General features: G+C 67.2%; 22 protein-coding genes and 2 riboswitches. Of the genes, 14 read left to right on the forward strand and 8 right to left on the reverse strand.

Annotated elements, in window-relative coordinates; translation table 11 throughout:
• Positions 1 to 54 precede the first annotated feature (54 nt).
• From BP68_RS01970 to BP68_RS01980, 3 genes are all read right to left on the reverse strand, one after another.
• On the reverse strand, positions 55 to 1,386 hold the full coding sequence (locus BP68_RS01970; protein WP_496368549.1) for an HD-GYP domain-containing protein: 1,332 nt from the start codon (positions 1,384 to 1,386) through the stop codon (positions 55 to 57).
• 138 nt (positions 1,387 to 1,524) lie between these two features.
• On the reverse strand, positions 1,525 to 2,163 hold the full coding sequence (locus BP68_RS01975) for a 3-oxoacid CoA-transferase subunit B (RefSeq protein ID WP_496368551.1): 639 nt from the start codon (positions 2,161 to 2,163) through the stop codon (positions 1,525 to 1,527).
• 4 nt (positions 2,164 to 2,167) lie between these two features.
• Positions 2,168 to 2,875, reverse strand: a complete 708-nt coding sequence (locus BP68_RS01980; RefSeq protein ID WP_496368553.1) for a CoA transferase subunit A — start codon at positions 2,873 to 2,875, stop codon at positions 2,168 to 2,170.
• 82 nt (positions 2,876 to 2,957) lie between these two features.
• Between BP68_RS01980 and BP68_RS01985 the strand changes: the two genes are divergently transcribed.
• Complete coding sequence (locus BP68_RS01985; protein ID WP_496368555.1) at positions 2,958 to 3,503, forward strand: LuxR C-terminal-related transcriptional regulator; 546 nt, start codon at positions 2,958 to 2,960, stop codon at positions 3,501 to 3,503.
• 112 nt (positions 3,504 to 3,615) lie between these two features.
• Here BP68_RS01985 and BP68_RS01990 read toward each other — a convergent pair whose 3' ends face one another.
• On the reverse strand, positions 3,616 to 4,896 hold the full coding sequence (locus tag BP68_RS01990) for an NAD(P)/FAD-dependent oxidoreductase (RefSeq protein WP_496368556.1): 1,281 nt from the start codon (positions 4,894 to 4,896) through the stop codon (positions 3,616 to 3,618).
• A 188-nt stretch (positions 4,897 to 5,084) separates the two neighbouring features.
• Here BP68_RS01990 and BP68_RS01995 point away from each other — a divergent pair, with 188 nt between their 5' ends.
• The 3 genes from BP68_RS01995 (at position 5,085) to BP68_RS02005 (ending at position 7,929) form a co-directional block, all read left to right on the forward strand.
• Positions 5,085 to 6,536, forward strand: coding sequence for a catalase (locus BP68_RS01995; RefSeq protein ID WP_496368558.1), 1,452 nt, complete (start codon positions 5,085 to 5,087; stop codon positions 6,534 to 6,536).
• A 112-nt stretch (positions 6,537 to 6,648) separates the two neighbouring features.
• Positions 6,649 to 7,314: a tRNA-uridine aminocarboxypropyltransferase gene (locus tag BP68_RS02000; RefSeq protein ID WP_496368560.1), complete on the forward strand. Its 666-nt coding sequence runs from the start codon at positions 6,649 to 6,651 to the stop codon at positions 7,312 to 7,314.
• A gap of 33 nt (positions 7,315 to 7,347) precedes the next feature.
• Positions 7,348 to 7,929, forward strand: a complete 582-nt coding sequence (locus tag BP68_RS02005) for a peroxidase-related enzyme (protein ID WP_496368562.1) — start codon at positions 7,348 to 7,350, stop codon at positions 7,927 to 7,929.
• Between the two features lie 61 nt (positions 7,930 to 7,990).
• On the opposite strand, the gene BP68_RS02010 is transcribed toward BP68_RS02005, so the two are convergent.
• Together BP68_RS02010 and BP68_RS02015 are read right to left on the reverse strand one after the other, a co-directional pair.
• On the reverse strand, positions 7,991 to 9,688 hold the full coding sequence (locus tag BP68_RS02010; protein WP_496368564.1) for a phosphoethanolamine transferase: 1,698 nt from the start codon (positions 9,686 to 9,688) through the stop codon (positions 7,991 to 7,993).
• 118 nt (positions 9,689 to 9,806) lie between these two features.
• Positions 9,807 to 10,505 (reverse strand): phosphatase PAP2 family protein, encoded by a 699-nt coding sequence (locus BP68_RS02015; RefSeq protein WP_496368566.1) that lies wholly within the window; start codon positions 10,503 to 10,505, stop codon positions 9,807 to 9,809.
• 136 nt (positions 10,506 to 10,641) lie between these two features.
• On the opposite strand from BP68_RS02015, the gene BP68_RS02020 reads away from it, so the two are divergent.
• The 6 genes from BP68_RS02020 (at position 10,642) to BP68_RS02045 (ending at position 17,676) form a co-directional block, all read left to right on the forward strand.
• Positions 10,642 to 11,322: a response regulator gene (locus tag BP68_RS02020; RefSeq protein ID WP_496368568.1), complete on the forward strand. Its 681-nt coding sequence runs from the start codon at positions 10,642 to 10,644 to the stop codon at positions 11,320 to 11,322.
• On the forward strand, positions 11,319 to 12,686 hold the full coding sequence (locus BP68_RS02025; protein ID WP_496368570.1) for a sensor histidine kinase: 1,368 nt from the start codon (positions 11,319 to 11,321) through the stop codon (positions 12,684 to 12,686). The genes BP68_RS02020 and BP68_RS02025 overlap by 4 nt, the downstream gene beginning before the upstream one ends.
• A 162-nt stretch (positions 12,687 to 12,848) precedes the next feature.
• Positions 12,849 to 14,555, forward strand: a complete 1,707-nt coding sequence (locus BP68_RS02030; protein ID WP_496368572.1) for an electron transfer flavoprotein-ubiquinone oxidoreductase — start codon at positions 12,849 to 12,851, stop codon at positions 14,553 to 14,555.
• Between the two features lie 354 nt (positions 14,556 to 14,909).
• The gene (locus tag BP68_RS02035) at positions 14,910 to 15,878 is read left to right on the forward strand and encodes an ABC transporter substrate-binding protein (protein ID WP_496368574.1); all 969 of its coding nucleotides are present in this window, start codon (positions 14,910 to 14,912) and stop codon (positions 15,876 to 15,878) included.
• A 102-nt stretch (positions 15,879 to 15,980) separates the two neighbouring features.
• Entirely contained in the window at positions 15,981 to 16,868 is an 888-nt protein-coding gene (locus tag BP68_RS02040; protein ID WP_496368576.1) for an ABC transporter permease, read from the forward strand.
• Positions 16,869 to 16,881: 13 nt separating this feature from the next.
• The gene (locus BP68_RS02045; RefSeq protein ID WP_496368578.1) at positions 16,882 to 17,676 is read left to right on the forward strand and encodes an ABC transporter ATP-binding protein; all 795 of its coding nucleotides are present in this window, start codon (positions 16,882 to 16,884) and stop codon (positions 17,674 to 17,676) included.
• A gap of 72 nt (positions 17,677 to 17,748) precedes the next feature.
• Here BP68_RS02045 and BP68_RS02050 read toward each other — a convergent pair whose 3' ends face one another.
• Complete coding sequence (locus tag BP68_RS02050) at positions 17,749 to 18,204, reverse strand: Lrp/AsnC family transcriptional regulator (protein WP_496368580.1); 456 nt, start codon at positions 18,202 to 18,204, stop codon at positions 17,749 to 17,751.
• Between the two features lie 297 nt (positions 18,205 to 18,501).
• Here BP68_RS02050 and BP68_RS02055 point away from each other — a divergent pair, with 297 nt between their 5' ends.
• From BP68_RS02055 to BP68_RS02065, 3 genes are all read left to right on the forward strand, one after another.
• Positions 18,502 to 19,473, forward strand: a complete 972-nt coding sequence (locus tag BP68_RS02055) for a TRAP transporter substrate-binding protein (RefSeq protein ID WP_496368582.1) — start codon at positions 18,502 to 18,504, stop codon at positions 19,471 to 19,473.
• Between the two features lie 122 nt (positions 19,474 to 19,595).
• The gene (locus BP68_RS02060) at positions 19,596 to 20,090 is read left to right on the forward strand and encodes a TRAP transporter small permease (protein ID WP_496368584.1); all 495 of its coding nucleotides are present in this window, start codon (positions 19,596 to 19,598) and stop codon (positions 20,088 to 20,090) included.
• An 85-nt stretch (positions 20,091 to 20,175) separates the two neighbouring features.
• Complete coding sequence (locus BP68_RS02065) at positions 20,176 to 21,453, forward strand: TRAP transporter large permease (RefSeq protein ID WP_496368586.1); 1,278 nt, start codon at positions 20,176 to 20,178, stop codon at positions 21,451 to 21,453.
• A gap of 50 nt (positions 21,454 to 21,503) precedes the next feature.
• Here BP68_RS02065 and BP68_RS02070 read toward each other — a convergent pair whose 3' ends face one another.
• The gene (locus tag BP68_RS02070) at positions 21,504 to 23,078 is read right to left on the reverse strand and encodes a fatty acid--CoA ligase (RefSeq protein ID WP_496368588.1); all 1,575 of its coding nucleotides are present in this window, start codon (positions 23,076 to 23,078) and stop codon (positions 21,504 to 21,506) included.
• A 192-nt stretch (positions 23,079 to 23,270) separates the two neighbouring features.
• Positions 23,271 to 23,367: riboswitch (glycine riboswitch) on the forward strand.
• A 15-nt stretch (positions 23,368 to 23,382) separates the two neighbouring features.
• Positions 23,383 to 23,503: riboswitch (glycine riboswitch) on the forward strand.
• A 58-nt stretch (positions 23,504 to 23,561) separates the two neighbouring features.
• Here BP68_RS02070 and gcvT point away from each other — a divergent pair.
• Positions 23,562 to 24,701 carry a glycine cleavage system aminomethyltransferase GcvT gene (gcvT, locus tag BP68_RS02075; protein ID WP_496368590.1) on the forward strand — a complete coding sequence of 380 codons (1,140 nt, stop codon included), beginning with the start codon at positions 23,562 to 23,564 and terminating at the stop codon, positions 24,699 to 24,701.
• The last annotated feature ends 63 nt before the right edge of the window (positions 24,702 to 24,764 follow it).

Consider the following 24,764-nt stretch of genomic DNA (forward strand, 5'->3'; position numbering starts at 1 on the left):
TTTAAATATACAGTATTTATGGGTGGTGCGCTGTGCCGCTTCAGCGCAGGGCCGTCAGGTGTTCTGCGCCAGCCGGGCCGCGCAGGCGTCGCGCCACTGCACGGCGGCAATGTCACCAACGGCCGTGCTGCGCGGCAGTTGGGGCCAGCGGCTGTGGGTGGCATCCACGATGCTCTGTACCTGCCACAGCGCCTCGCGCACCAGCAGGGCCAGTTCGGCCAGCCCCTGCGTGTCGCCCTGCAGGTGCTGCAGCACATCGGTCTGTTGCCGGGGATGGGAGCCGGCCTCGAACAGCGTTTTTTGCAAGGCCGCCAGCCGCTGCGTGATGAAGGCGCAGGCCTGGTCGGACGCGGGCAGCAGGGATTCCGGCCGCAGGCTGGCGCACCGGGCCTCCCAGTCGTCGAAGGCGCTGGACAGCAGGCCTATGACCTGCTCCACATCGTCAGCGTTCGCCTCCACATCGGTCTGCACGGCCCGGATCTGCAGCACCGGCAACAGGCAGGCCACCAGTGCCGCCGGGAACTTGCGGTGGTTCAGCCGCAGCGTCAGCGACAAGCGCTGGGCCGCCGCATCGTTGGCGTATTTCTCGAAGAAGGCGGCCACCACCTCGGCCACCAGCAGGATCTGTCCCATGGGCGAGATCTGCTCGCCCAGCAGGCCGCGCGGATAGCCGCTACCGTCCATGCACTCGTGGTGCTCGAGCACCGCCTGCTCCACCATGCGCGGGTAGATGCTCTGCGCCCGGATGATCAGCATGGCCGTGACCGGATGCGCCAGAAGATGCTTGCGCCCGGCGCCCGTCACCTTGTTCGCCGGGTCGTGCCAGACCGGGTCCATGTGCAGCACGCCGATGTCGTGCAGCAGGGCCGCCGTGGCCAGAGGCACGCATTCGCGCTCGCTCCAGCCGTTCTTGAGGCCCAGGTACACGGCCACCAGCATCATGCGCACGCTGTGCTCGAACAATGCGGGATGCTGCTCGCGCATCACCGTGAGCTTGAAGGCCAGCGAAGGCAGCAGCAGCATGGAGCGCACGGGGGCGAGCAGCCTGTCGGCGGTCATGCCCTCCAGCGTATGGACCAGCAGGTAGGGCAAGGTGTCGTTCTCGCACTGCGCGCGGGCCACCTGCATGAGCGACGGCACGGAGACCATGTCCTCCACGCTCAGGTGGTCGTCGATGCTGCCGCGCAGCTTGTGCTTGACCAGGCGGTCATAGAGCTTGCTGTCCAGGCGCACGCCCTTGTCCACCAGCTTGATGCCCCGGTCCGTGTAGAGGGCCTCCTGCGTCACTACGCTGCGACGGTCGGCCATGTCGGTGATGGCGCGCAGGTAGTGGTGGTTGTCGCCGGCAGCATCGGTGGCTGCGGGGTACAAGTCGGGAGCATTCATGCGGGAAACACGGCGGTAATCGGGGTCACGGGCAAATGTACGGTGCTTTGCACCCCGCAGAAAAACAAAAAGCCGGGGTTATGACCCGGCTTAATGATGGCCTGGAGGGTCCGCGGCGCGCGGTCCCTCCAGTATGGCTCAGCGCAGCAGCGTCACGCCGGTCTTGGCCTGCAGGGCCTCGAAGCTCACGTCCGGCGCCAGTTCCACCACCTTCAGGCCCTGGGGCGTGACGTCCATCACGGCCAGGTCGGTGATGATGCGGTCCACCACGCCCACGCCGGTCAGCGGCAGGGTGCACTGGGGCAGGATCTTCAGGTCTTCCGTGCCGTCCTTCTTGCGCGCCACATGCTCCATGAGCACGATCACGCGCTTGACGCCGGCCACCAGGTCCATGGCGCCGCCCATGCCCTTGACCATCTTGCCGGGGATCATCCAGTTGGCCAGGTCGCCCTTTTCGCTGACCTGCATGGCGCCCAGGATGGACAGGTTGATCTTGCCGCCGCGGATCATGGCGAACGACTGGTCGGAGCCGAAGATGGACGAGCCGGCGATGGTGGTCACCGTCTGCTTGCCGGCGTTGATGAGGTCGGCGTCCACCTTGTCCTCGGTCGGGAACGGGCCGATGCCCAGCATGCCGTTCTCGGACTGCAGCCACACTTCCTTGTCACCCGTGTGGTTGGCCACGAGCGTGGGAATGCCGATGCCGAGGTTCACATAGAAACCGTCTTCGAGTTCCTGCGCGGCGCGTGCCGCCATCTGGTCTTGGTTCCACGGCATGGCTTCAGTCTCCTGCTTTCTCGGTGATGGTGCGCTTTTCGATGCGCTTTTCGGGATGGGGGTTGTGCACGATGCGGTGCACGTAGATGCCGGGCAGGTGGATGTCGTCGGGCGCGATCGCACCCGTCTCCACCACCTCCTCCACCTCGACGATGCACAGCTTGCCCGCCATGGCCACGGCAGGGTTGAAGTTGCGCGCCGTCAGGCGGAACTGCAGATTGCCGCTCTTGTCCGCGCGCCAGGCCTTGGCCAGGGACACCTCGGGCACCAGGGAGCGCTCCATCACGTAGGTTTCGCCGTCGAACTCGCGCAGCTCCTTGCCCTCGGCCACGATGGTGCCCACGCCGGTCTTGGTGAAGAAGGCCGGGATGCCCGCGCCGCCGGCGCGCAGCTTCTCGGCCAGCGTGCCCTGGGGCGTGAACTCCAGCTCCAGCTCGCCCGCCAGGTACTGTCGCTCGAACTCCTTGTTCTCGCCCACGTAGGAGCTGATCATTTTCTTGATCTGGCGCGTCTCCAGCAGCTTGCCCAGGCCGAAGCCGTCAACGCCGGCATTGTTGGAGATCACGGTGAGGTTCTTCACGCCGCTGTCGCGCAGCGCGTCGATCAAGGCCTCGGGGATGCCGCACAGGCCGAATCCGCCGACGGCCATCAGCTGGCCGTCGGCCACGGCGCCCTTGAGCGCCTCTGCCGCTGAGGGGTAAAGCTTATTCACTACTGTCTCCTGGTTTGCTGGGTGGATACGCTACGATACTACGTACCTCTTTAGGTAGTTTTCCTTAAATACTTGCACCACTATGAATGTTGCCGACTACCGCTTGGCCTTCGAGATGGCACCCGTGGGCCTGGTGATTTCGCGCAACCGCATCATGGTGGACTGCAACCGCCATGTCTGCGAGATGTTCGGCGCCTCGCGCGAGCTGCTCATCGGCCAGTCCTTCCAGGTGCTCTACCCCAGCGCCGACGAATACGAGCGCCAGGGCGCGCGCATGGCGCCCATTCTCAACGTCAAGGGCTATTACGCCGACAACCGCATCATGAAGCGCGCCAACGGCGAGACGTTCTGGTGCCATGTCTCGGGCCGGGCGCTGGAGCGCGAGGACCCGCATGCCTCGGGCATCTGGAGCTTCGAGGACCTGAGCGCCCAGCGCCCCGTGAAGGCCGAGCTGACGGCCCGCGAGCGCGAGGTGGCGGCGCGCCTGCTGGACGGCATGACCTCCAAGGAGATCGGCCGCGCGCTCGACATCAGCCACCGCACCGTGGAGATCTACCGCGCGCGGCTGATGCGCAAGTACGGCGCCTCCACCGCCGCCGATCTGGTGCAAAAGCTCATTGCCGGTTGAAAAACAGGAGCTGCCCACGCTTTCCCCACAATGGTTTCAGATGGTTTTTCCATCAAAACCCAGTACTGACAAGCGGTAGCAGCTCTCTTTTTTGAAGCAGCCGCCCGCCCGCTCAATGCAGCTTGAGCCGCCCCGACACACGCTGCTGCAGCAGCCGCGCCAGCGCCAGCACCGCGGTCTTGCCCAGGCCGAGGATGGCACGGTGGTGCATCAGGTGCAGCGAGATGTACATCCACTTGGCGATCAGCCCCTCGACGAAGAAGTTGCGCCCGGCCAGCCCGCCCATCAGGCTGCCCACGCCCTTGTTCTCCCCCAGCGACACCAGTGAGCCGAAGTCGCGGTAGGTGAACGGCTCCAGCACCTCGCGCTCGTGCAGCAGCGCCTGCAGCACGCGGGCCAGGTAGTCGGCCTGCTGGTGCGCGGCCTGCGCCCGCGCCGGCACCGTGCGGCCGTCCACCCAGGGGCAGGCGGCGCAGTCGCCCAGGGCCCACACCCCGGCGGCGGACGTGCGCAGGCGCTCGTCCACGACGAACTGGTTGAGCCGGTTCACCTCCAGGCCCAGCGTGGCGTTGGTGTCGGCCGCCTTGATGCCCGCGGCCCAGACCATCATCTCGGCGCGGATCTCCCCCGCCGACGTGACCAGCACGCCGGGGCGCAGCTCCTGCACGCGCGTATCCGTCAGCACGCGTACCTGCTTGCGGCGCAGCGCCACGGCGGCCTGCTCGGAAATGCGCTCGGGCAGGCCGCCCAGGATGCGCCCGCCCGCCTCCACCAGCGTCACGTCCAGGCGAAAGCGCTGGCTGCTGCCCAGACTCTCCAGCAGCTCGGCATGCGCCTCCAGCAGCTCGGCCGACAGCTCCACCCCCGTGGCGCCCGCCCCCACGATGGCGATCGGCAGCGCCCGCGCCTCGGAGAACGACGCCCGCGCGCAGGCGCTCAGCCAGTCGGCGTGGAAGCGCTGCGCATCGCGCACGTTCTCCAGCAGGTAGGCATGCTCGATGCCCGGCGTGCCGAACGGGTTGGAGCCGCTGCCCAGCGCCAGCACCAGGTGCGTGAAGCTCAGCGTGCGCGCGGGCACCACCTCGTCGCCGCGCGCGTTGCGCTGCGCCGCCAGGGCGATGGTCTTGCGCCCGGCGTCCAGCCCGGCCAGTTCCCCCATCGTGAAGCTGAAATGGTTGCGCCGCGCCAGCACCGGGTAGGACAGGCCTTCCTGGTGCGCGTCCAGCGTGCCGGCGGCCACCTCGTGCAGGGTCGGCTTCCAGATGTGGAAGACGAACCGGTCCACCAGCAATACCCGCTCGCGCCCCTGGCGGCGCCCCAGCGCGCGCCCCAACCGGGCGGCCAGCTCCAGCCCGCCCGCACCGCCACCCACGATCACGATGTCGAAATGCATGCAGTTATCCTTTTTTCGTGCAGCATGTTGTGCAGTGTAGATGCGGCCCCGGCCCAGTCAGCGGCTATGGCCGCATTGCGGAAATTCAATGGCTTTTGCCTTGCTCCATGCATAGCAAACGCCAATAATTTCCACACAGAAATAGCCAACAGCTATTTATTGCCACCCGCACTGAAAAGGAGTTCGCCATGACCCACCGCCTCACCACCGCCGCCGGCGCACCCGTCGCCAACAACCAGGACTCCCTGACCGCCGGCCCGCGCGGCCCCATGCTGCTGCAGGACCTGTGGCACCTGGAAAAGCTGGCCCACTTCCACCGCGAGGTGATCCCCGAGCGGCGCATGCACGCCAAGGGCTCGGGCGCCTTCGGCACCTTTACCGTCACCGGCGACATCACCCGCTACACGCGTGCCAAGGTGTTCTCGGCCGTCGGCAAGCAGACCGAGCTGTTCGTGCGCTTTTCCACCGTGGCCGGCGAGCGCGGCGCGGCCGATGCCGAGCGCGACATCCGCGGCTTCGCCGTGAAGATGTACACCGAGGAAGGCAACTGGGACCTGGTGGGCAACAACACGCCGGTGTTCTTTTTCCGCGACCCGCTCAAGTTCCCCGACCTGAACAAGGCCGTCAAGCGCGACCCCTACACCAACCTGCGCAGCGCAGAGAGCAACTGGGACTTCTGGACCGGCCTGCCCGAGGCCCTGCACCAGATCACCATCGTGATGAGCGACCGGGGCATCCCGCGCGACTACCGCCACATGCACGGCTTCGGCTCGCACACCTACAGCCTCATCAACCAGGAGGGCGTGCGCCACTACGTGAAGTTCCACTGGGTGTGCCAGCAGGGCATCGCCAACCTGACCGACCAGGAGGCCGAGGCCGTGGTGGCCAAGGACCGCGAAAGCAGCCAGCGCGACCTGCTCGAGGCCATCGACCGCGGCGACTTCCCGCGGTGGAAGCTGTGCGTGCAGATCATGACCGAGGAACAGGCGCACACCTACCGCTTCCACCCCTTCGACCTGACCAAGGTGTGGAGCAAGAAGGACTTCCCGCTGATCGAAGTGGGCGTGATGGAGCTCAACCGCAACCCCGACAACTACCACGCCGATGTGGAGCAGGCCTCGTTCGCGCCGTCCAACCTGGTGCCGGGCATCGGCCCCTCGCCCGACCGCATGCTGCAGTCGCGCCTGTTCTCGTACGCCGACGCTGCCCGCTACCGCCTGGGCGTGAACCACCACCAGATCCCGGTGAACGCGGCGCGCTGTCCCGTCAACATCTACCACCGCGACGGCGCCATGCGCGTGGACGGCAACGGCGGCCGCACCATTGCCTATGAGCCCAACACCAAGGGTGCCTGGCAGGAGCAGCCCGAGTACGCCGAGCCCGTGGAAAAGCTCTACGGCGTCGTGGCCCGCTGGAACTACCGCGACGACGACAACGACTACTTCACCCAGCCCGGCGACCTGTTCCGCCTGATGACGCCCGACCAGCAGCGGCAGCTGTTCGAGAACACGGCGCGCAGCATCCACGGCGTGTCGCAGCACATCATCGACAAGCACATCGCGCACTGCACCCAGGCCGACCCGGCCTACGGCGCCGGCGTGCAGGCCGCGCTGCAGGCCCTGAAGGCCGGCCAGCCGTAGGCGCCATGGCCCATGCCCGCCGTGCCACCGCGACAGGCATCAAAATACCGCCCAGCCCTTGCCCCACAAGCGCTGGGCGCTTCATTTTTTGAGACACCCCATCCAACTCCGCATGAGTGACCAGCCCCCACGCCGCACCCTGTGCCCCGCCTGCCAGCGCCCCGCCAGCGCCTGCATCTGCAGCGCCGCGCGCGCGGTGGAGCACCAGGTGCAGGTGCTGATCCTGATGCACCCGCAGGAAGCGCAGCACGCCAAGGGCACGGCTCGGCTGCTGCACCTGTGCCTGCCGCACAGCCGCATCATGGTGGGGGACAGCTTCGCGCCGCAGGCACTGGCAGACGCCCTCGCCGCGCCCTGGGGCGCGCCAGAATCCGCCGCCCGCCATGCACTGCTGCTGTACCCGCCCACGCCGCAGGACCCGCAGCATCCCATGCCCGCGCCGCCCCCGCTGCCCGCGCCCTGGCTGGAGCGGCCCGGCCGGCTGCGTCTGGTGGTGCTGGACGGCACCTGGCGCCAGAGCCGCAAGATGCTGTGGACCCACCCCGCCCTGCAGCAGCTGCCGCGCCTGGCGCTGCGGGATGTGCCGCCCTCACGCTACGCCATCCGCAAGGCCCATGCGCCGCACCAGCTCTCCACGCTGGAGGCCACGCAGCTGGCGCTGCAGCAGCTTGAACCCGGGAACCACGGCTTGGCCCAATTGAACGTAGCCATGCAGGCGCTGATGGCGCTGCAGCAGGCGTACTGGCCCGCGGCACGCTCCGCTATGCTTGGCCCCTGAACATTCCAAGACCGCACACAGGAGACAGACACCGTGGCCGAGCGCTATCCCTTTCCCGACCTGAACACCCTGCCCGAAGACCTGCGCACCCGCATCCTGGAGGTGCAGGAGAAAGCCGGCTTCATTCCCAACGTGTTCCTGGCCTTCGCGCGCCGGCCGGCCGAGTGGCGCGCCTTCTTCGCCTACCACGATGCGCTCATGCTCAAGGAGGAAGGCAGCCTGACCAAGGGCGAGCGCGAGATGATCGTTACCGCCACCAGCGCCGCCAACCAGTGCCTGTACTGCGTGGTGGCGCACGGCGCCATCCTGCGCATCTACGAGAAGAAACCCCTGGTGGCCGACCAGGTGGCCGTGAACCACCGCAAGGCCGACATCCCGCCGCGCCAGAAGGCCATGCTGGACTTCGCCATGAAGGTCTGCCAGCGCGCACACGAGATCGAGGACGCGGACTTCGAGGCCCTGTACCCCCATGGCTTCGACGACGAGGACATCTGGGACATCGCCGCCATCACCGCCTTCTTCGGCCTGTCCAACCGCATGGCCAGCTTTGCCGGCATGCAGCCCAACCCCGAGTTCTACCTGATGGGCCGCCTGCCGCGCGACAAGAAGGCCTGAGCCAATGCGCTATTGAATAAATAGCTGCTAGCGCTTGTCCATCAAGCGCTGCAGCCATTTTTTATTGAGAAGCCAGCGCCGCACCCCGGCAGCCGTCAAAGGCATCGAGCGTGCGCTGGTACGACGGCGACTGCACGTCCAGCAGCCCCAGCATGGTGTGGTACAGGTTGTCGTGCGTGAGCTGCGCATCGGCGCCGGCGCGCAGGCAGGCGGACGACAGCGCCCCCCGCCGCAGGAAGGCCGCATCCAGCCACGCCACCATGGGCACATGCTTTTGCACGTCGGGCGCCACGCTGTAGGGCATGCCGTGCAGGAACAGGCCGTACTCGCCCAGCGACTCGCCGTGGTCGCTCAGGTACAGCATGCCGGTGTCGTACCGTGCGGCCTGGCCGCGCAGCCAGTCGATGGTCTTGCCCAGGAAGGCATCCGTCGCGGCGATGGAATTGTCGTAGGCGTTCACCAGTTCGCCATGGGCGCAGTTGGCCAGCACCTCGGTGCGGCATTCGGGCATGAAGCGCTTGGCCGCTTCGGCCGAACGCTTGTAGTACGCCGGCCCGTGGCTGCCCATCTGGTGCAGCACCAGCAGCACGCCGCGCTCGCGCTGCGCCGCAGGCATGGCCGCCAGCCGGGCCTCCAGCCCCTCCAGCATGGCCTCGTCCCGGCATTCGCCACCGTCGCACAGGGCCTTGCGCGCCTGGGCATCCAGGCCATCGACCGCGTTGGCCCGCGGCACCCGCTCGCACACGCCCTTGCAGCCGGCCTGGTTGTCCAACCACAGCACGCCCATGCCGGCGGCCTGCACCACGTCGAGCAGGTTCTCGTACTCGTTGTCGCGCGACTCGAAGGCGCTCTTGCCCAGCGGCGAGAACATGCAGGGCAGCGAGGCCAGCGTGCTGGTGCCGCAGGAGCGCACCTCGCGCCAGCTCATCACGTCGCGCCGGGCCAGCTCGGGCGTGGTGTCGCGGCTGTAGCCGTTGATGCCGAAATGGTCGGCCCGCGCCGTCTCGCCCACCACCAGCACGAACAGCATCGGCCGGGCGCCGGCCGCATGGGTGGCACCCAGCGCCGCGCCCTGCGTCATGGGCACCAGGGTGCGGCTGCGCGCGAACACCGGGCGTACCACCGACACAGTGGTCGAGTACAGGCTGGCCAGCGGGTTCATCAGGTAGCGCAGATGGGGGTGGTTGCGCATCAAGGGCGCCAGGTCGCGCGACGTGGCTGCCACCGTGCCCGCGGCCACGCCCAGCGCCAGCACCAGCATGACCAGATTGCGCCCCGCCTGGCGCAGCGGCCGCATGGCGGGGATGCGCACGCGCAGCAGCCACCAGGTGGGCAGCGCCGCCACGGCCAGCACGGCCAGCAGCATGCGCAGGCTCAGCAGGTCAGCCACCTCGCGGGCATCGGTCTGCAGCACGTTGGCGGCCATGCCGGGGTCCATGACCACGCTGTAGGTCAGCATGTAGTACTGCGACAGCGCCGCCACCAGCACCACCAGCCACCACAGCAGCCGCATCCCGCGCGTCCAGGCGGTGAAGGCCAGGATGGCCACCATGCCGCAGGCGATCAGCACCGCCAGCGCCGCGGCCGAGCGCATGTACAGGCTGGGCGCGCCGCCGATGCGCGTCACCTGCAGCCACAAAGGCCAATTGGCCGCCAGCACCAGGTACAGGGACAGGCGCAGTACCACCTGCTGGGCCGACAAGGGGGTGGCGAACCAGCCATCCACCGCCCTCAGCGCATGGCGCAGGCGCACCCCCATGCCCTGCGGCGGGGCGGCGGCACCAAATGAAGGGAAAGAAACGGACGCAATAGGTTCTGGCACAAGAGACATGCCGCCATCGTGGTTTTTGCCACTGAAACCAAGCTGAAGGCGCCGCTCAGGCTTCGTTCAGCTTTGTATCTGCGGCCATGCCGCCATACCGCACCTGCGCCAGCAGGTCTGCCACCAGGCCCACGGTCCAGCAGACCCAGGCCGTCCAGAGCGTATGGCTCATGTAGTGCGCGCCGCGCATCTGCTGCGCCCAGCCCAGCACCAGGCCCAGCACCAGCGACGCCACCAGCCACCAGGCCGCCATGCGCGGCGCGCTGCGCCGCAGCACGAACCAGCCGGCCGCATAGGCGAACGCCGACGAGGCATGCCCCGCCGGGAAGCAATGCCCCGGCCCCAGGTCGCCCATGCCCCACCACCAATGCGAGACATACTGCGCCGCGCCGCCGAATTCGGCCAGGGCCCAGGGGCAGCTCGTGGCGCTGACGCGCTTGAGAGCGGAAACCGCCAGCATGGCGAAAACAATGGACAGCACCAGCTGCCAGCGCTGCGCCACCGCCATGCGGCGCAGCATTCCCCAGGGCTTGAAGACGCCAATCGCCAGCGCCGCCAGCAGCACGCCGCTGACAAGACGCGGAACCTCATGCAGCCACAGCACCAGGGCCGGATGGCCGCGCCAGGCAAAGCCCTGCGCCGTGCCGAACAGCCGGGCCAGGGGCAGATCGAGCCCCAAGGCATCCCACAAGGCGATGGACAGAAACAGGAATAGCGTCAGCGCATACAGGCGGCGCCGGGTCCAGAAAGGCATGGTGACGAGGCGGCGCACCGGCCGCGCAAGAGCATGGAACAAGGGCCGCAGACTAGGCCCCTGGCCTGAACACTCCATGAACACCGGCGCCGCCACGCCCTACACTTTCCAGCCTCACAACCCATTGGGAATCTGCATGCGTGTGCTGCTGGTGGAAGACGACGTAGCCCTTTCCGAGGCCGTATGCAGCTATCTGCGCGCCAAGGCCTTCGTGGTGGATGCCGTGCCCAGCCTGGCCCAGGCCAGCGCCGCGCTGCATGCCGCCCAGTACGCGGCGGTGCTGCTGGACCTGCACCTGACGGACGGCGACGGGCTCGCCCTGCTGCCGCAGGTGCGCGCGCTCAAGGAGCGGCCCATCGTCATCGTGCTGACCGCGCGCGACCAGGTCAGCGACCGCATCCACGGGCTGGATGCCGGCGCCGACGACTACCTCGTCAAGCCCTATGACCCGGGCGAGCTGCTGGCGCGCCTGCGCGCCGTCGAGCGGCGCCGCGATGCGGCCTACGTGCCGGTGCTGACGCTGGGCGACCTGCAGATCGACCTGTCGCGCGAGCAGGTGCGCCGCGCGGGCGTGCCCATCGCGCTGACCCAGAAGGAGTGGGCGCTGCTGCGCGTCATGGCCACACGCCCCGAGCGCGTCCACACGCGCGAGAGCCTGCAGGATGCCCTGTACGGGTTCGACGACGAGGCCGACAGCAACACGCTGGAGGTCTTCATCAGCCGGCTGCGCCGCAAGCTGGGGCGCGAGCACATCGAAACCCTGCGCGGCATGGGCTACCGGCTGGTACACCGCCCCGCCGGGGGGGCGGCGCCATGACCCCACCAGGCGTCCTGCCAATCCCGCTGCAGGCCCAGACCCTGGCCGGGCGGCTCGCGCGCGCCCTCATCCTCTGGGTGGGCGCGGTATGGCTGCTGTGCGTGATCGGCGTGGTCTGGTTCACCGACCGGGAGATCAACTTCAACTTCGACAACGAGATCGTCGAGGTGTCGCACCGCATGTTCGACATTGCGCTGGACCACCTGGACGCGGCCGAACCGCGCAGTGCGGCGCAAGGCCCATTCATCCTGCCCACCCCCGGCTCCTTCGCCGACGCGGACGTGCTCTACCAATTGGTGACCCCCGACTCCCGCGTGCTGGCGCGTTCCGCCGACGCCACGGCCGAACAGTTCGACGTGCCCCTGGCGCCCGGCTTCGAGAACACCCACGCCTGGCGTGTCTACACGCTGCGCCATCCGACACGCGCCATTTACATGCAGGTGGCCGACCCCCTGTATGAACGCCGCGAGGCCGTGAACCGCACCCTGTTCGGCCTCATCATCACCATGGTCGCCATGCTGCCGCTGCTGGCGCTGCTGCTGAGGCGCATTGCCCGCCGCGAGCTGCTGGTGCTGGACACGCTGTCGCACGAGATCAGCCAGCGCAACGGGCAGCTGCTGAACCCCATCGCCCTGCCCGACCTGCCGCGCGAACTGCGCAGCGTGGAAGACCACGTGAACCGCCTGCTGGAGCGCCTGGCCCTGGCGCTCGACGTGGAGCGCGCTCTCGCGGCCAATGCCGCGCACGAGCTGCGCACGCCGCTCACCGTGGCCCGCCTGCGGCTGCAGACGGCGCTGGAGCACGGCCCAAGCCGTGCCGACGTGCAGGCCGCCGTCACCGCGCTGCAGACGCTGAGCCAGCGCACCGAAAAGCTGCTGCAGCTGTCGCGCGCGGAATCCAGCGCCCCCCTCGCCCGCCACCCCGTGGACCTGGCGCAACTGGCCACCACCGTGGCGCAGGAGTTCTGGCAGGAGGAACGCGCGGTGGACCGGCTCGATCTGGTGATGGCGCAGGAGGGCGCCGCGCCGGTGGCCCAGGGGGACTTCGACGCCCTGGCCATTGCGCTGCGCAACCTGGTGGAGAACTCGCTGAACTATTCCGGCGCCAGCACGGTGGAACTCATCGTGGGGCCGGGCTGCACGCTGACCGTGCGCGACCACGGCCCCGGCGTGGGCAGCGACCGCCTGGACACCCTGCGCCAGCGCCATGTGCGCCAGAGCGCCGACCGCACGGGCTATGGGCTGGGCCTGTCCATCGTCGGCACCATTGCCGAGAAGCACGATGCGCGGCTGGTGCTGACCTCGCCGCTGCCTGGAGAGGGCCGCGGCTTCGAGGCCCGTCTGGAGCTGACGCCGGCCGCCTGAGCCGCCGGCCTGCGCCCTTGGCGACACGGCCACGCCCCGGCAGGAAAGGAACGACCGTACGATTCGCCCCTGGCCGCGTGCATACAATCGGCCGCCAGTAGCGCACCAGCCAGCGGCTGCCCTGCCTCCCGTTTTCCCATGATCCAAGCAGAAGAGACACCCATGACGAACGACGAAATTCTTGCCCAGTACGGCCCCCGAGAAGCCATGGAATACGACGTGGTGATCGTCGGCGGCGGCCCGGGCGGGCTGGCCACTGCCATCCGCCTCAAGCAGCTGGCGGCCGAAAAGGGCCAGGACGTGTCGGTCGTCGTGCTGGAAAAGGGCTCCGAGCCCGGCGCACACATTCTCTCGGGCGCCATCATGGACCCGCGCGCACTCACCGAACTGATCCCCGACTGGAAGGCCAAGGGCGCACCGCTGAACCAGCCCGTCACCGACGACGCCATGGTCTTCCTGGGCGAGAAGTCGTCCTTTCGCACGCCCAACTTCGTGCTGCCCCAGTGCTTCCAGAACCACGGCAACTACATCGTCAGCCTGGGCAACGTGGTGCGCTGGCTGGCCGAGCAGGCCGAAAGCCTGGGCGTGGAGATCTTCCCCGGCTTCGCCGCCGCCGAGGTGCTCTACAACGAGGACGGCTCCGTCAAGGGCGTGGCCACCGGCAACATGGGCATCAGCAAGGAAGGCGAGCCCACGGGCGACTTCCAGCTGGGCATGGAGCTGCACGCAAAATACACCATCTTTGCCGAGGGCGCCCGCGGCCACCTGGGCAAGCAGGTCATCGCGCGCTACCGGCTCGACGAAGACCGCGACCCGCAGACCTACGGCCTCGGCATCAAGGAGCTGTGGGAGATCGACCCCAAGCGCCACCAACCCGGCTTCGTGCTGCACACCGCCGGCTGGCCCATGGACAACAACACCTACGGCGGCGCCTTCCTCTACCACCTGGAGGACAACAAGGTCACGCTGGGCTTCATCACGGGCCTGGACTACAGCAACCCCTACCTGAGCCCCTTCGAGGAGTTCCAGCGCTGGAAGACCCACCCCAACATCCGCTGGTACCTGGAGGGCGACGAGTCCAAGGGCATCAAGCCCGCCAAGCGCCTGGGCTATGGCGCGCGCGCCATCACGGCCGGCGGCCTGATGAGCCTGCCCAAGCTCGTGTTCCCGGGCGGTGCGCTGGTGGGCTGTGACGCGGGCTTCCTGAACGTGAGCCGCATCAAGGGCAGCCACGCCGCCATCAAGACCGGCATGCTGGCCGCCGAAGCCGCCTACGACGCGCTGGTGGCCGGCCGCCAGCACGACGAGCTGAGCAGCTACCCCAAGGCCTTCGAGGGCAGCTGGCTGTTCACCGAGCTGAACAAGGCCCGCAACTTCAAGGCCTGGTTCAAGAAGGGCCTGGTCACGGCCACGGTGATGAACGGCATCGAGCAATTCGTGCTCAAGGGCCATATTCCATGGACCCTGCACCGCGACAAGCCCGACCACGCCTACCTCAAGCCCGCGGCCGAGTGCAAGCCCATCGTCTACCCCAAGCCCGATGGCAAGCTGACCTTCGACCGCCTCTCCAGCGTGTTCATCAGCAACACCAACCATGCCGAGAACCAGCCCGCGCACCTGACGCTCAAGGACGCCAGCGTGCCCGTGAACGTGAACCTGGCCAGGTTCGCCGGTCCCGAAAGCCGCTACTGCCCCGCCGGCGTGTACGAGTTCGTGCCCGACGAGGCCCAGGGCGGTAGCGCGCAGCGCCTGCAGATCAACGCGCAGAACTGCGTGCACTGCAAGACCTGCGACATCAAGGACCCGACGCAGAACATCGTCTGGGTCACGCCCGAAGGCGGCGGCGGCCCGAACTACTCCGGCATGTAAGCCGGCGCGCAGGCTGGGGAAAGTACCCCCCCTGCGCCGGCCGCATTGGCATGAGGGGCCCCGGGGCCCCTTTTTGCGTTGCGCCGTCGCACCGAATTGCTATGCTATTCATAGCTACTCACGATTACCCATAAAGCGTCAGAGGCCTTTTTCATTGAAACCCGGCACACGCCCCGCTCCGTCAGTGACCACCCGCGCGGCACGCGGCGCGGGCCCTTCCTTTTTTCACGGCGCTGCCTGTGTGGCCGTGGCACAGCCTGTAGACTTCCGCCCAAGGCTGCTGCGTGTTCCTGCGCCGGCCTTGTATAAAAGACACAGGAACACCACCGTCTGTTCAATGGAGAATGAACCGAAATGAAGAGCTTGTCTTGGGCGCCCCTGGGCGCAATCGCCCTGGCCATGGCCGCCTTTGCCCCCGTGGTGCACGCCGAGCAGAAGTCTGTGGCCGTGACCGCCATCGTGGAGCACCCGGCGCTGGATTCCATTCGTGATGGCGTGAAGGCCCAGCTGCAGGCGGCCGGCTACGAGGAGGGAAAGAACCTCAAGTGGCAATACCAAAGCGCCCAGGGCAATACCGGCACCGCCGCGCAGATCGCGCGCAAGTTCGTCGGTGACAAGCCGGACGCCATCGTGGCCATCGCCACGCCATCGGCCCAGGCCGTGGTGGCCTCCACCAAGAGCGTGCCCGTGGTGTTCTCCGCCGTGACCGACCCCGTGGCCGCCAAGCTCGTGAAGAACTGGGAGCCCTCCAAGACCAACGTGACCGGCGTGTCCGACCTGCTGGCGCTGGACAAGCAGATGGACCTGGTCAAGCAGGTCGTTCCCGGCGCCAAGCGCGTGGGCATGGTCTACAACCCCGGCGAGGCCAACTCGGTGGTGGTGATCAAGGAGCTCAAGGAACTGCTGCCCAAGATGGGCATGACGCTGGTGGAAGCCTCCGCCCCCCGCTCGGTGGACGTGGGCAGCGCCGCGCGCAGCCTGATCGGCAAGGTGGACGTGATCTACACCAACACCGACAACAACGTGGTCTCGGCCTATGAGGCGCTGGTGAAGGTCGGCCAGGAAGCCAAGCTGCCGCTGGTGGCCTCCGACACCGACAGCGTCAAGCGCGGCGCCATCGCCGCCCTGGGCATCAACTACCGCGACCTGGGCGAGCAGACCGGCCGCATGGTGGTGCGCATCCTCAAGGGCGAGAAGCCCGGCGACATCAAGCCCGAGATCAGCACCAAGATGGAGCTGTTCGTGAATCCCGGCGCCGCCGAGAAGCAGGGCGTGAAGCTCTCCGACGCGCTGGTGAAGTCCGCCAGCCAGGTGATTCAATAACCGACTTCGGGGCATGACCGCCCGCGCGGTTATGCCGATGGCAAATCGGCAGGGGCCATGGCACCATGGCTCCTGCCTTGTTTTTTCAACCGCCGCCTGTCCATGTCACTCTTTTCCCTGCTCGGCGCCATTGAGATCGGCCTGATCTTCAGCTTGGTCGCGCTGGGCGTCTTCATCTCTTTCAGGCTGCTGCGCTTTCCCGATCTGACAGTGGACGGCAGCTTCCCCCTCGGCGGCGCCGTCTGCGCCATCCTGATCTCCACGGGCCACAACCCCTATGTGGCCACGGTGGCCGCCACCGCCGCCGGTGCCGTCGCCGGCGTCATCACGGGCTGGCTCAACGTGCGCCTGAAGATCATGGATCTGCTGGCCTCCATCCTGATGATGATCGCGCTGTACTCCATCAACCTGCGCATCATGGGCGGCCCCAACGTGCCGCTGATCAACGACGAAACGCTGTTCAGCCTGCTGCAGCCGCCGGGCCTGGAAGACTATTGGTCGCGCCCGCTCCTCCTGCTGGTGATCGTGGTCATCGCCAAGCTGTTCATGGACTGGTTCTTCTCCACCGAGCGCGGCCTGGCGATTCGCGCCACCGGCTCCAACGCCCGCATGGCGCGCGCGCAGGGCATCAACACCGGCGCCATGGTGCTGCTGGGCATGGCCGTGTCCAACGCGCTCGTGGCGCTGGCCGGCGCGCTGTTTGCGCAGACGCAGGGCGGCTCCGACATCTCCATGGGCATTGGCACCATCGTCATCGGCCTGGCCGCCGTGATCGTGGGCGAGAGCATCCTGCCCTCGCGCCGCCTGGTGCTGGCCACGCTGGCGGTGATCATCGGCGCCATCGTCTACCGCTTCTTCATCGCTCTGGCGCTCAACAGCGACTTCATCGGCCTCAAGGCCCAGGACCTGAACCTGGTCACCGCCGTGCTCGTGACCATCGCGCTCGTCATCCCGCAGCTCAAGCGCAAGCTGGCCGCCCGCGGCCGCTGAAGGAAATCCCACCATGCTGAGCGCACAAGACCTCCACATCACCTTCAACCCCGGCACGCCCATCGAAACCCGCGCGCTGCGCGGCATGTCGCTGGACATTCCGGCGGGCCAGTTCGTCACCGTCATCGGCTCCAACGGCGCGGGCAAGTCCACCTTCCTGAACGCCATCTCCGGCGACCTGGGCGTGGACACCGGCCGCATCTCCATCGACGGTCAGGACGTGACGCGCCAACCCGTCTGGGCACGCGCCCAGCGCGTGGCCCGCGTGTTCCAGGACCCCATGGCCGGCACCTGCGAAGACCTGACCATCGAAGAGAACATGGCCCTGGCCCAGCAGCGCGGCACGCGCCGCAGCCTGCGCGGCGCCGTGAAGCATTCCGAGCGCGAGATGTTCCGCTCGCGCCTGTCCACGCTGGGCCTGGGACTGGAAAACCGCCTTACCGACCGCATCGGCCTACTCTCGGGCGGCCAGCGCCAGGCCGTGAGCCTGCTGATGGCGGCGCTGCAGCCCTCGCGCATCCTGCTGCTGGACGAGCACACCGCCGCGCTCGACCCGCGCACGGCCGACTTCGTGCTTCAGCTCACGGCCCGCATCGTGGCCGAGAACCAGCTCACGACCATGATGGTCACGCACAGCATGCGCCAGGCCCTGGACGTGGGCCAGCGCACGGTGATGCTGCACCAGGGCCAGGTGGTGCTGGACGTGTCGGGCGCGGAGCGCCAGCGCATGGACGTGCCCGACCTGCTGCAGATGTTCGAGAAGGTGCGCGGCGAAAAGCTCTCCGACGACGCCCTGCTGCTCGGCTGACGCCTGCCCGCATTGCTCCTGAATTAATAGCTGCTTGCACCCTACCCATGGGCGCTGGCAGCTATTTTTGCTTCAAACCCCCAGGGGCAGGTCCGCCTTCTTGAGCGTGCGCAGCACGAAGCTGGAGCGACTGTGGCGTATGCCCTTGATCTTGTAGAGCTTCTCGCGCAGCAGGCGCTCGTAGTCGCGCGTGTCCTTCACCACCACGCGCAGCAGATAGTCGTAGTCGCCCGAGACCAGGTGCGCCTCCACCACCTCGGGAATGCTGGCCAGCACCTCGCCGAACTTTTCCAGCGTGTTGTCGGAATGGCTGTCCAGCGTCACCTGCACCAGCACCGTGTCGCCCAGGTCCAGCGCCAGGGGGTTCAGGCGCACCGTGTAGCCCTCAATCACGCCGGCCTCCTCCATCTTCTTGATGCGCCCCCAGCATGGCGAGGGGCTCAGGCCGACGGCCGCACCGATCTCCTGCAGGCTGGCGCGCGCATCGGCCTGCAGGACGGAGAGAATTTTTCTGTCTAGGCGATCCATTCGCGACATTATTCACAAATACGTAGATCAGCAGAAAATTTTGCCGGAAACATCGCGAATAACAAGAAATTCAGGAAATTCATCCACGGCCTGGCGCGCATACTCTCTCCATCAAGGCGCTCTTACCGGAGTGCACGACATTGACGAGACCCCGCCCGGTTACCGCCGGGCCGGGGCTTGGCAAGGCACCACGCGCCGCCCCTCTCCTTCTCTGCGTCCCAGCACAAACCCCGATGACCTGGGTCATGTTGCATTGCCATAATTTTTGGCAGCACCCGCAGACATACAGGAGACAACATGCAGCTGAACAAACTTGCGCTGGGCCTGGGCTTGGCATTGGGCATCACCGCAACGGCTTACGCACAGACCACCATGCGCATCAGCATCTCGGTGGCACAGAATTCTCACCAGGGCGTGGCCATCGACACCTTCGCGAAGGAAGTGGAAAAGCGCACGGGCGGCCGCTACAAGGTCCAGACCTTCTACAACGGCGCCCTGGGCGGCGAGCGCGAATCCATCGAAGCGGTGCAGTTGGGCACGCAGGAGCTGGCCTTCAGCTCCACCGGCCCCATCCCCAATTTCGTGCCCGAGACCAAGATCCTGGACGTGCCTTTCCTGTTCCGCGACAAGGCCCATGCGCGCGCCGTGCTCGACGGCACCATCGGCCAGGAAATGCTCACCAAGTTCGATGCCAAGGGCTTCAAGGCCCTGGCCTGGGCCGAGAACGGCTTTCGCCACATGACCAACAGCAAGCGCGATGTGAAGGAGCCCGGCGACCTCAAGGGCCTGAAGATGCGCACCATGGAGAACCCGGTGCACATCGCCGCCTACAAAGGCTTTGGCATCATCACCACGCCCATGGCCTTCCCCGAGGTGTTCACCGCCCTGCAGCAGGGCACGGTGGACGGGCAGGAGAACCCGCTGCCCGTGATCATCTCGGCCAAGTTCGACCAGGTGCAAAAGCATCTCTCGCTCACCGGCCACGTGTATTCGCCCTGCATCTTCGTGATGAACAAGGCCACCTTCGACAAGCTGTCGGCCGCCGACAAGCAGGCCTTCATCGACGCCGCCAAGGAAGGCGCCAAGGCCAACCGCGCCCGCGTGGACGAGGACGACGCCAAGGGCGTGGCCGACCTGCGCGCCAAGGGCATGACGGTGATCGACGACCTGGACAAGTCCAAGTTCGTCGCGGCGCTGACGCCCGTGAATGCGCAGTTCGAGAAAGAGTTCGGCAAGGCCAACCTCGACAAGATCCGCAACTTCAAGTGAGCGGGGCGGCATGCCGGCAATGCCCTGCCCCATGCCTCTCTTGCTTTTAATTTCATAGCTATCAGCGCCCGTGGATCATGCGCCACGGGCGTTTTTCATTGAGCATCTAACGGATACCACGCATGAAATTCTTTCTTCTCTCCTGCGAGCGCTGGAGCACCGCCGTCGCCATGTGGGGCGCCTGCGCCATGCTGGCCCTGGCCGCCACGCTGGGCATGTTCCAGATCCTGATGCGCTTCGTCTTCGAAGAGCCCGCCGAATGGACCGAGGTCCTGATCCGCTTCAGCCTGATCTGGATGGTGTTTCTGGCCATCCCCATGGCCTTCCGCCAGGGCGCCATGGTCAGCGTGGACGTGCTCTACCGCTGGAGCCCGCCGGCACTGCGCCGCGTGCTCGACTGGGCGGTGTGCCTGGCCGCGCTGGCCCTCATCGGCGTGATCATCTGGTGGGGCTGGGACTATGCGCGCCGCGGCGGCGTGCAATCCATGGCGGGGCTGGAGTCGGTCTCGATGTTCTGGGCCTACCTGGCCATGCCCGTGGGCGGGCTGTTCAGCGTCTTCGGGATCGTGGGCAACCTGATCGACCCGCAGCGCCATGAACTGGAGACCGCGCAATGAGCACAGCACAGAGCCGCCTCAAGCAAGCGAACGGCCCCCTCGGGGGGCAGCGAGGACATGAAATGCCGAGCGTGGGGGCTACGTTATGACCGCGGTGATGATCTCCACCATGGTGCTGTGCTTCGCGCTCACCATCTCCGTGGCCGTCTCCATCGGCCTGTCCGCCATCCTGGGCATACAGGCGTCCAACGCCAACATGCTGATCTCCGTGAAGGAGATGTTCGCGTCGATCAACAAGTTTCCGCTGGCGGCCATTCCCTTCTTCATCCTGGCGGGCAACCTGATGGAGACGGGCGGCATCTCGCGGCGGCTGGTCGAGTTCGCCAAGAGCCTGGTGGGCGGCGTGCAGGGCGGCCTGCCCATGACCTGCGTGCTCACCTGCATGATCTTCGCGGCGGTGTCGGGCTCGTCGGTGGCGACCACCTTCGCCATCGGCGCCATCCTGATTCCCGCGCTCATCAAGCACGGCTACCCCAAGAGCTACGCGGCCGCGCTGCAGGCCACGAGCGCCGAGCTGGGCGTGATCATTCCGCCATCGATTCCCCTGATCCTGTACGGCGTGTCCGCCGAGGTGTCGATCGGCGAGCTGTTCATTGCCGGTTTCGGGCCCGGCCTGCTCATCAGCGGCGCGCTGATGCTGTTCGTGTGGGCGTACTGCAAGTACAAGGGCTGGGGCAAGGCCGATGGCGACGGCCGCATGCCGTTCGGCAAGGCGCTGTTGCAGGCCGGCTGGGCGCTGCTCATGCCCGTCATCATCCTGGGCGGCATCTACGGCGGCGTGTTCACGCCCACCGAGGCCTCGGCCGTGGCCGTGTTCTACGCGCTGGTGGTGGGCATGCTGATCTACCGCGAGATCAGGATCAAAGACCTGTACGCCATTCTGCGCAAGTCGGCGATCTCGTCGGCGGTGATCATGTTCATCATTGCCAACGCCGGCCTGTTCGCCTTTCTCATCACGCGCGCCGGCGTGCCGGACGCCATCGGCCGCTGGCTGCAAGAGGTACTGCAGTCGCCCGCGCTGTTCCTGCTGGGCGTGAATGCCGCGCTGTTCATGATCGGCATGTTCATCGAGACCAGCGCCGCCATCATCGTGCTCGCCCCCATTCTTGCGCCGGTGGCGATGCACTTCGGCGTGGACCCGGTGCACTTCGGCCTGATCATGGTGGTGAACCTGGCGCTGGGCATGATCACACCGCCCTTCGGCGTGAACCTGTTCGCCGCATGCACGGTGGCGCGCATCTCGCTGGACCGCATCGTCGGCCACCTGCTGCCCTTTGTCTGCCTGATCCTGGCATGCCTGCTGGTCATCACCTACGTGCCGTCCATCTCGCTGTTCCTGCGCGATCTGGTGTACGCCAGGTGAGCGGCAGAGCCCGGCCAGCCATGCGCTGCCCGGGCTCTGCCGCCGAAGCCTCACGCGGCCTGCCGCAGCAGGTGCTTCTGGATCTTGCCGCTGGTGGTCTTGGGCAGGCTCTCCGCCAAGTGGTAGCGCCGGGGCCGCTTGTAGCCAGCGAGCCGCTCCCCCTGCAGCAGGAACGCATCCAGCGCCTGCGGCTCCAGTTGCGCTCCCTGGCGCGCCACCACGTGGGCGACCACCACCTGCCCCCAACGCTCGTCCCGCTCCCCTACCACCGCCACCTCCAGCACATCGGGGTGCTCGATCAGCGCATCCTCCACCTCGCGCGGGTACACGTTTTCCGCGCCGGAATTGATCATGTAGTCGATGCGGTCGCGAATCCACAGGTAGCCATCGGCATCCAGGTGCCCCAGGTCTCCCGTGTGGTACCAGCCATGGGCCAGCGCCTTGGCGTTGGCCTCGGGGCGGTTCAGGTAGCCGGCCATCATGCAGGGGCCGCGCACCAGAATCTCGCCCACCTCTCCGGTTGCACAGGGCTCGGATGGGTCCGTAGGCTGCGCATCGCCGCGCAGCCGTGCCACCACCAGATCATGGTTGAGCGACGGCAGCCCCGCCGATCCCGCGTGGCTGAGCTGCTCATGGGGATACAGCACCGACATGCAAGGCCCCATCTCCGTGGTGCCGAACACCTGCACCAGGCCCGAGCCGACCCGACGCGACCATTCGCGGATCAGGTGCGGCGCCATGGAAGCGCCGCCGTACTCCACCAGCCGCAGGGAGGACAGGTCCCGCCCCTCCAGCGACGGATCGTTCAGCAGCATGGTGATCATGGTCGGTGCCGCGAAGAAGAAGCTGACCTTCTCCTGCTCCATCAAACGTAGCGCGTCGGCCGCGTCAAAGCGGCGCTGCAGCACCTGCGTGGCGCCAACCTGCAGGCGCGGCAGAAAGCTGGTGTGCAGCTCCGCCGTGTGGTTCAGCGGCGCCAGTGCCAGGCCCACATCCTCGCGGCGGAACTGCATCACCTGGTGCATCATCGCGTTGTGCGCCAGCTTGCTGCGATGGGTGTGCAACACGCCCTTGGGACGGCCCGTGGTGCCGCTGGTGTACATAAGGATGCAGGGGTCGTGTTCATCCACCACCACATCCACGGGCGTGGCCGCCTGGGCCTTCGCCAGTGCATCCAGGCGCGCCGTGGCAAACGCGGGTGCTGCGCCGGGGTCCGCATAAATCCAGTGCTGCACCTGCCCGGCCAGCGCGCGGGCCTTCTCCACCACCTGCGAACCCTCGCCCTCGAACACCAGTACCTTGGCTCCGCCGTCCTGCAGGATGAACGCCAGCTCCTGCGGCGCCAGGCGGTAGTTGATCGGGTTGAAGACCGCGCCCAGGCGCGCCGAGGCCAGCAGCGTGAACACGAAAGCCGGCGTGTTGTACAGAAACGCCGCCACCACGTCCCCGCGCTCCACGCCCAACGACTGCAGGCCGCGGGCATGGCGGTTGACCTCGGCATCCAGTTCGGCGTAGGTCCAGGCGCGCCGCCCCTCACCGTCGGAGACGACCAACGCCTCCTTGCGCGGCAGATAGCGGGCTGGCCAGGCCAGCGTGTCGCCCAGCGTCAACGCAGAATGGCTCATGCGACCTCCTGCAAAACGGTGAACAGTGAACGCGCCCATCGGCGCACAGTCATCGAAGAAAAACGAACCACAACCGGCCTCCCGACACCGGGAAAAGCCCGGAATGGCGCAAAAGTATAGGAAGCGCCTCATGGCCTTTGCGTCTATGCATATGCCATGCGTCCGTCGGCATCCGACCGCCCGCTATACTGCGCGGATTCGTCAGGAGAGAGCCCGCGCGCCATGCGTGCGGGCCGCCGAAGGCGCAGGCAGCAGCCGAACGCTCAGGCAAAAGGACTGACGACACGCCCGCAGGGATGCGGGCGTTTCCCTTGCTGGAGAGAGGCGGCCACGCGCCATGCGCGGGCCGTCCACCGAAGGAGCAAACCCCCACGCCCGGAAGGTGCGGGGTGAATCTCTCAGGTAAAGCGGACAGCGGGGCAAATTCCTTGGCTGGTGCCCCTTCGGGCCAGCCGCGGTTTCTATTTGCCCTGGAGAAACACCGTGTCCGCCCCTGCCACTGCTGCCCCCCTGCTGACCACGCCGCTCAACGCCCTGCACCTGGAACTCGGTGCCCGCATGGTGCCCTTTGCCGGCTATTCCATGCCCGTGCAGTACCCCGCCGGCCTGATGGCAGAGCACCACCACACGCGCACGGCCGCCGGCCTGTTCGACGTCTCCCACATGGGGCAGTTGCGCCTGGTCGGTCCGGACGCCGCGGCCGCCTTCGAGAGCCTGATGCCCGTGGACGTGATCGACCTGCCCGTGGGCAAGCAGCGCTACGGCCTGCTGCTGAACGACGAGGGCGGCATCATCGACGACCTGATGTTTTTCCGCGTGGCGCAGGACGAGCTGTTCGTCATCGTCAACGGCGCCTGCAAGGTGGGCGACATCGCCCATATCCAGGCCCGCATCGGCCACCTTTGCCAGGTCGTTCCCCTGCCGGATCAGGCTCTGCTGGCGTTGCAGGGCCCGCAGGCGGCGGCGGTGCTTGCGCGCCTGGCGCCCGGCGTGAGCCAACTGGTCTTCATGACGGGCGGCAGCTTCGACCTTGCCGGCGCCTCCTGCTTTGTTACCCGCAGCGGCTACACCGGCGAGGACGGCTTCGAGATTTCCGTGCCCGCCGCGCAGGCCGAGCATCTGGCGCGAACGCTGCTGGCTCAGCCCGAGGTCCAGCCCGTCGGACTGGGCGCGCGCAACTCGCTGCGCCTGGAGGCCGGCCTGTGCCTCTATGGCAACGACATCGACACAACCACCACGCCCCCCGAAGCCGCGCTCAACTGGGCCATCCAGAAGGTGCGCCGCACCGGCGGCGCGCGCGCCGGCGGCTTTCCCGGGGCCGACAAGGTGCTGGCCCAGATCGACAACCCGGCCAGCCTTCAACGCAAGCGCGTGGCTCTGGTGGCGCTGGAGCGCGTGCCCGTGCGCGAACACACCGAGCTGCACAGCGAGGCCGGCGAGCGCATCGGCGAAGTCACCAGCGGCCTGCTCGGCCCCAGCGCCGACAAGCCCATCGCCCTGGCGTACGTGGCGCCGGCCTTCGCCGCCATGGGCACGCGCGTGAACGCCATGGTGCGCGGCAAGGCCGTGCCCATGGAGGTGGCAGCCACGCCGTTCGTGCCTACGCGCTACTACCGCGGCTGAAGCCGCCGCTGGCCCATCAGCCCGGCTACAGTGCGGGCTGACCATTCTCAACAACCCCTGTCA

This window comes from Diaphorobacter oryzae DSM 22780 (genome assembly GCF_059568935.1).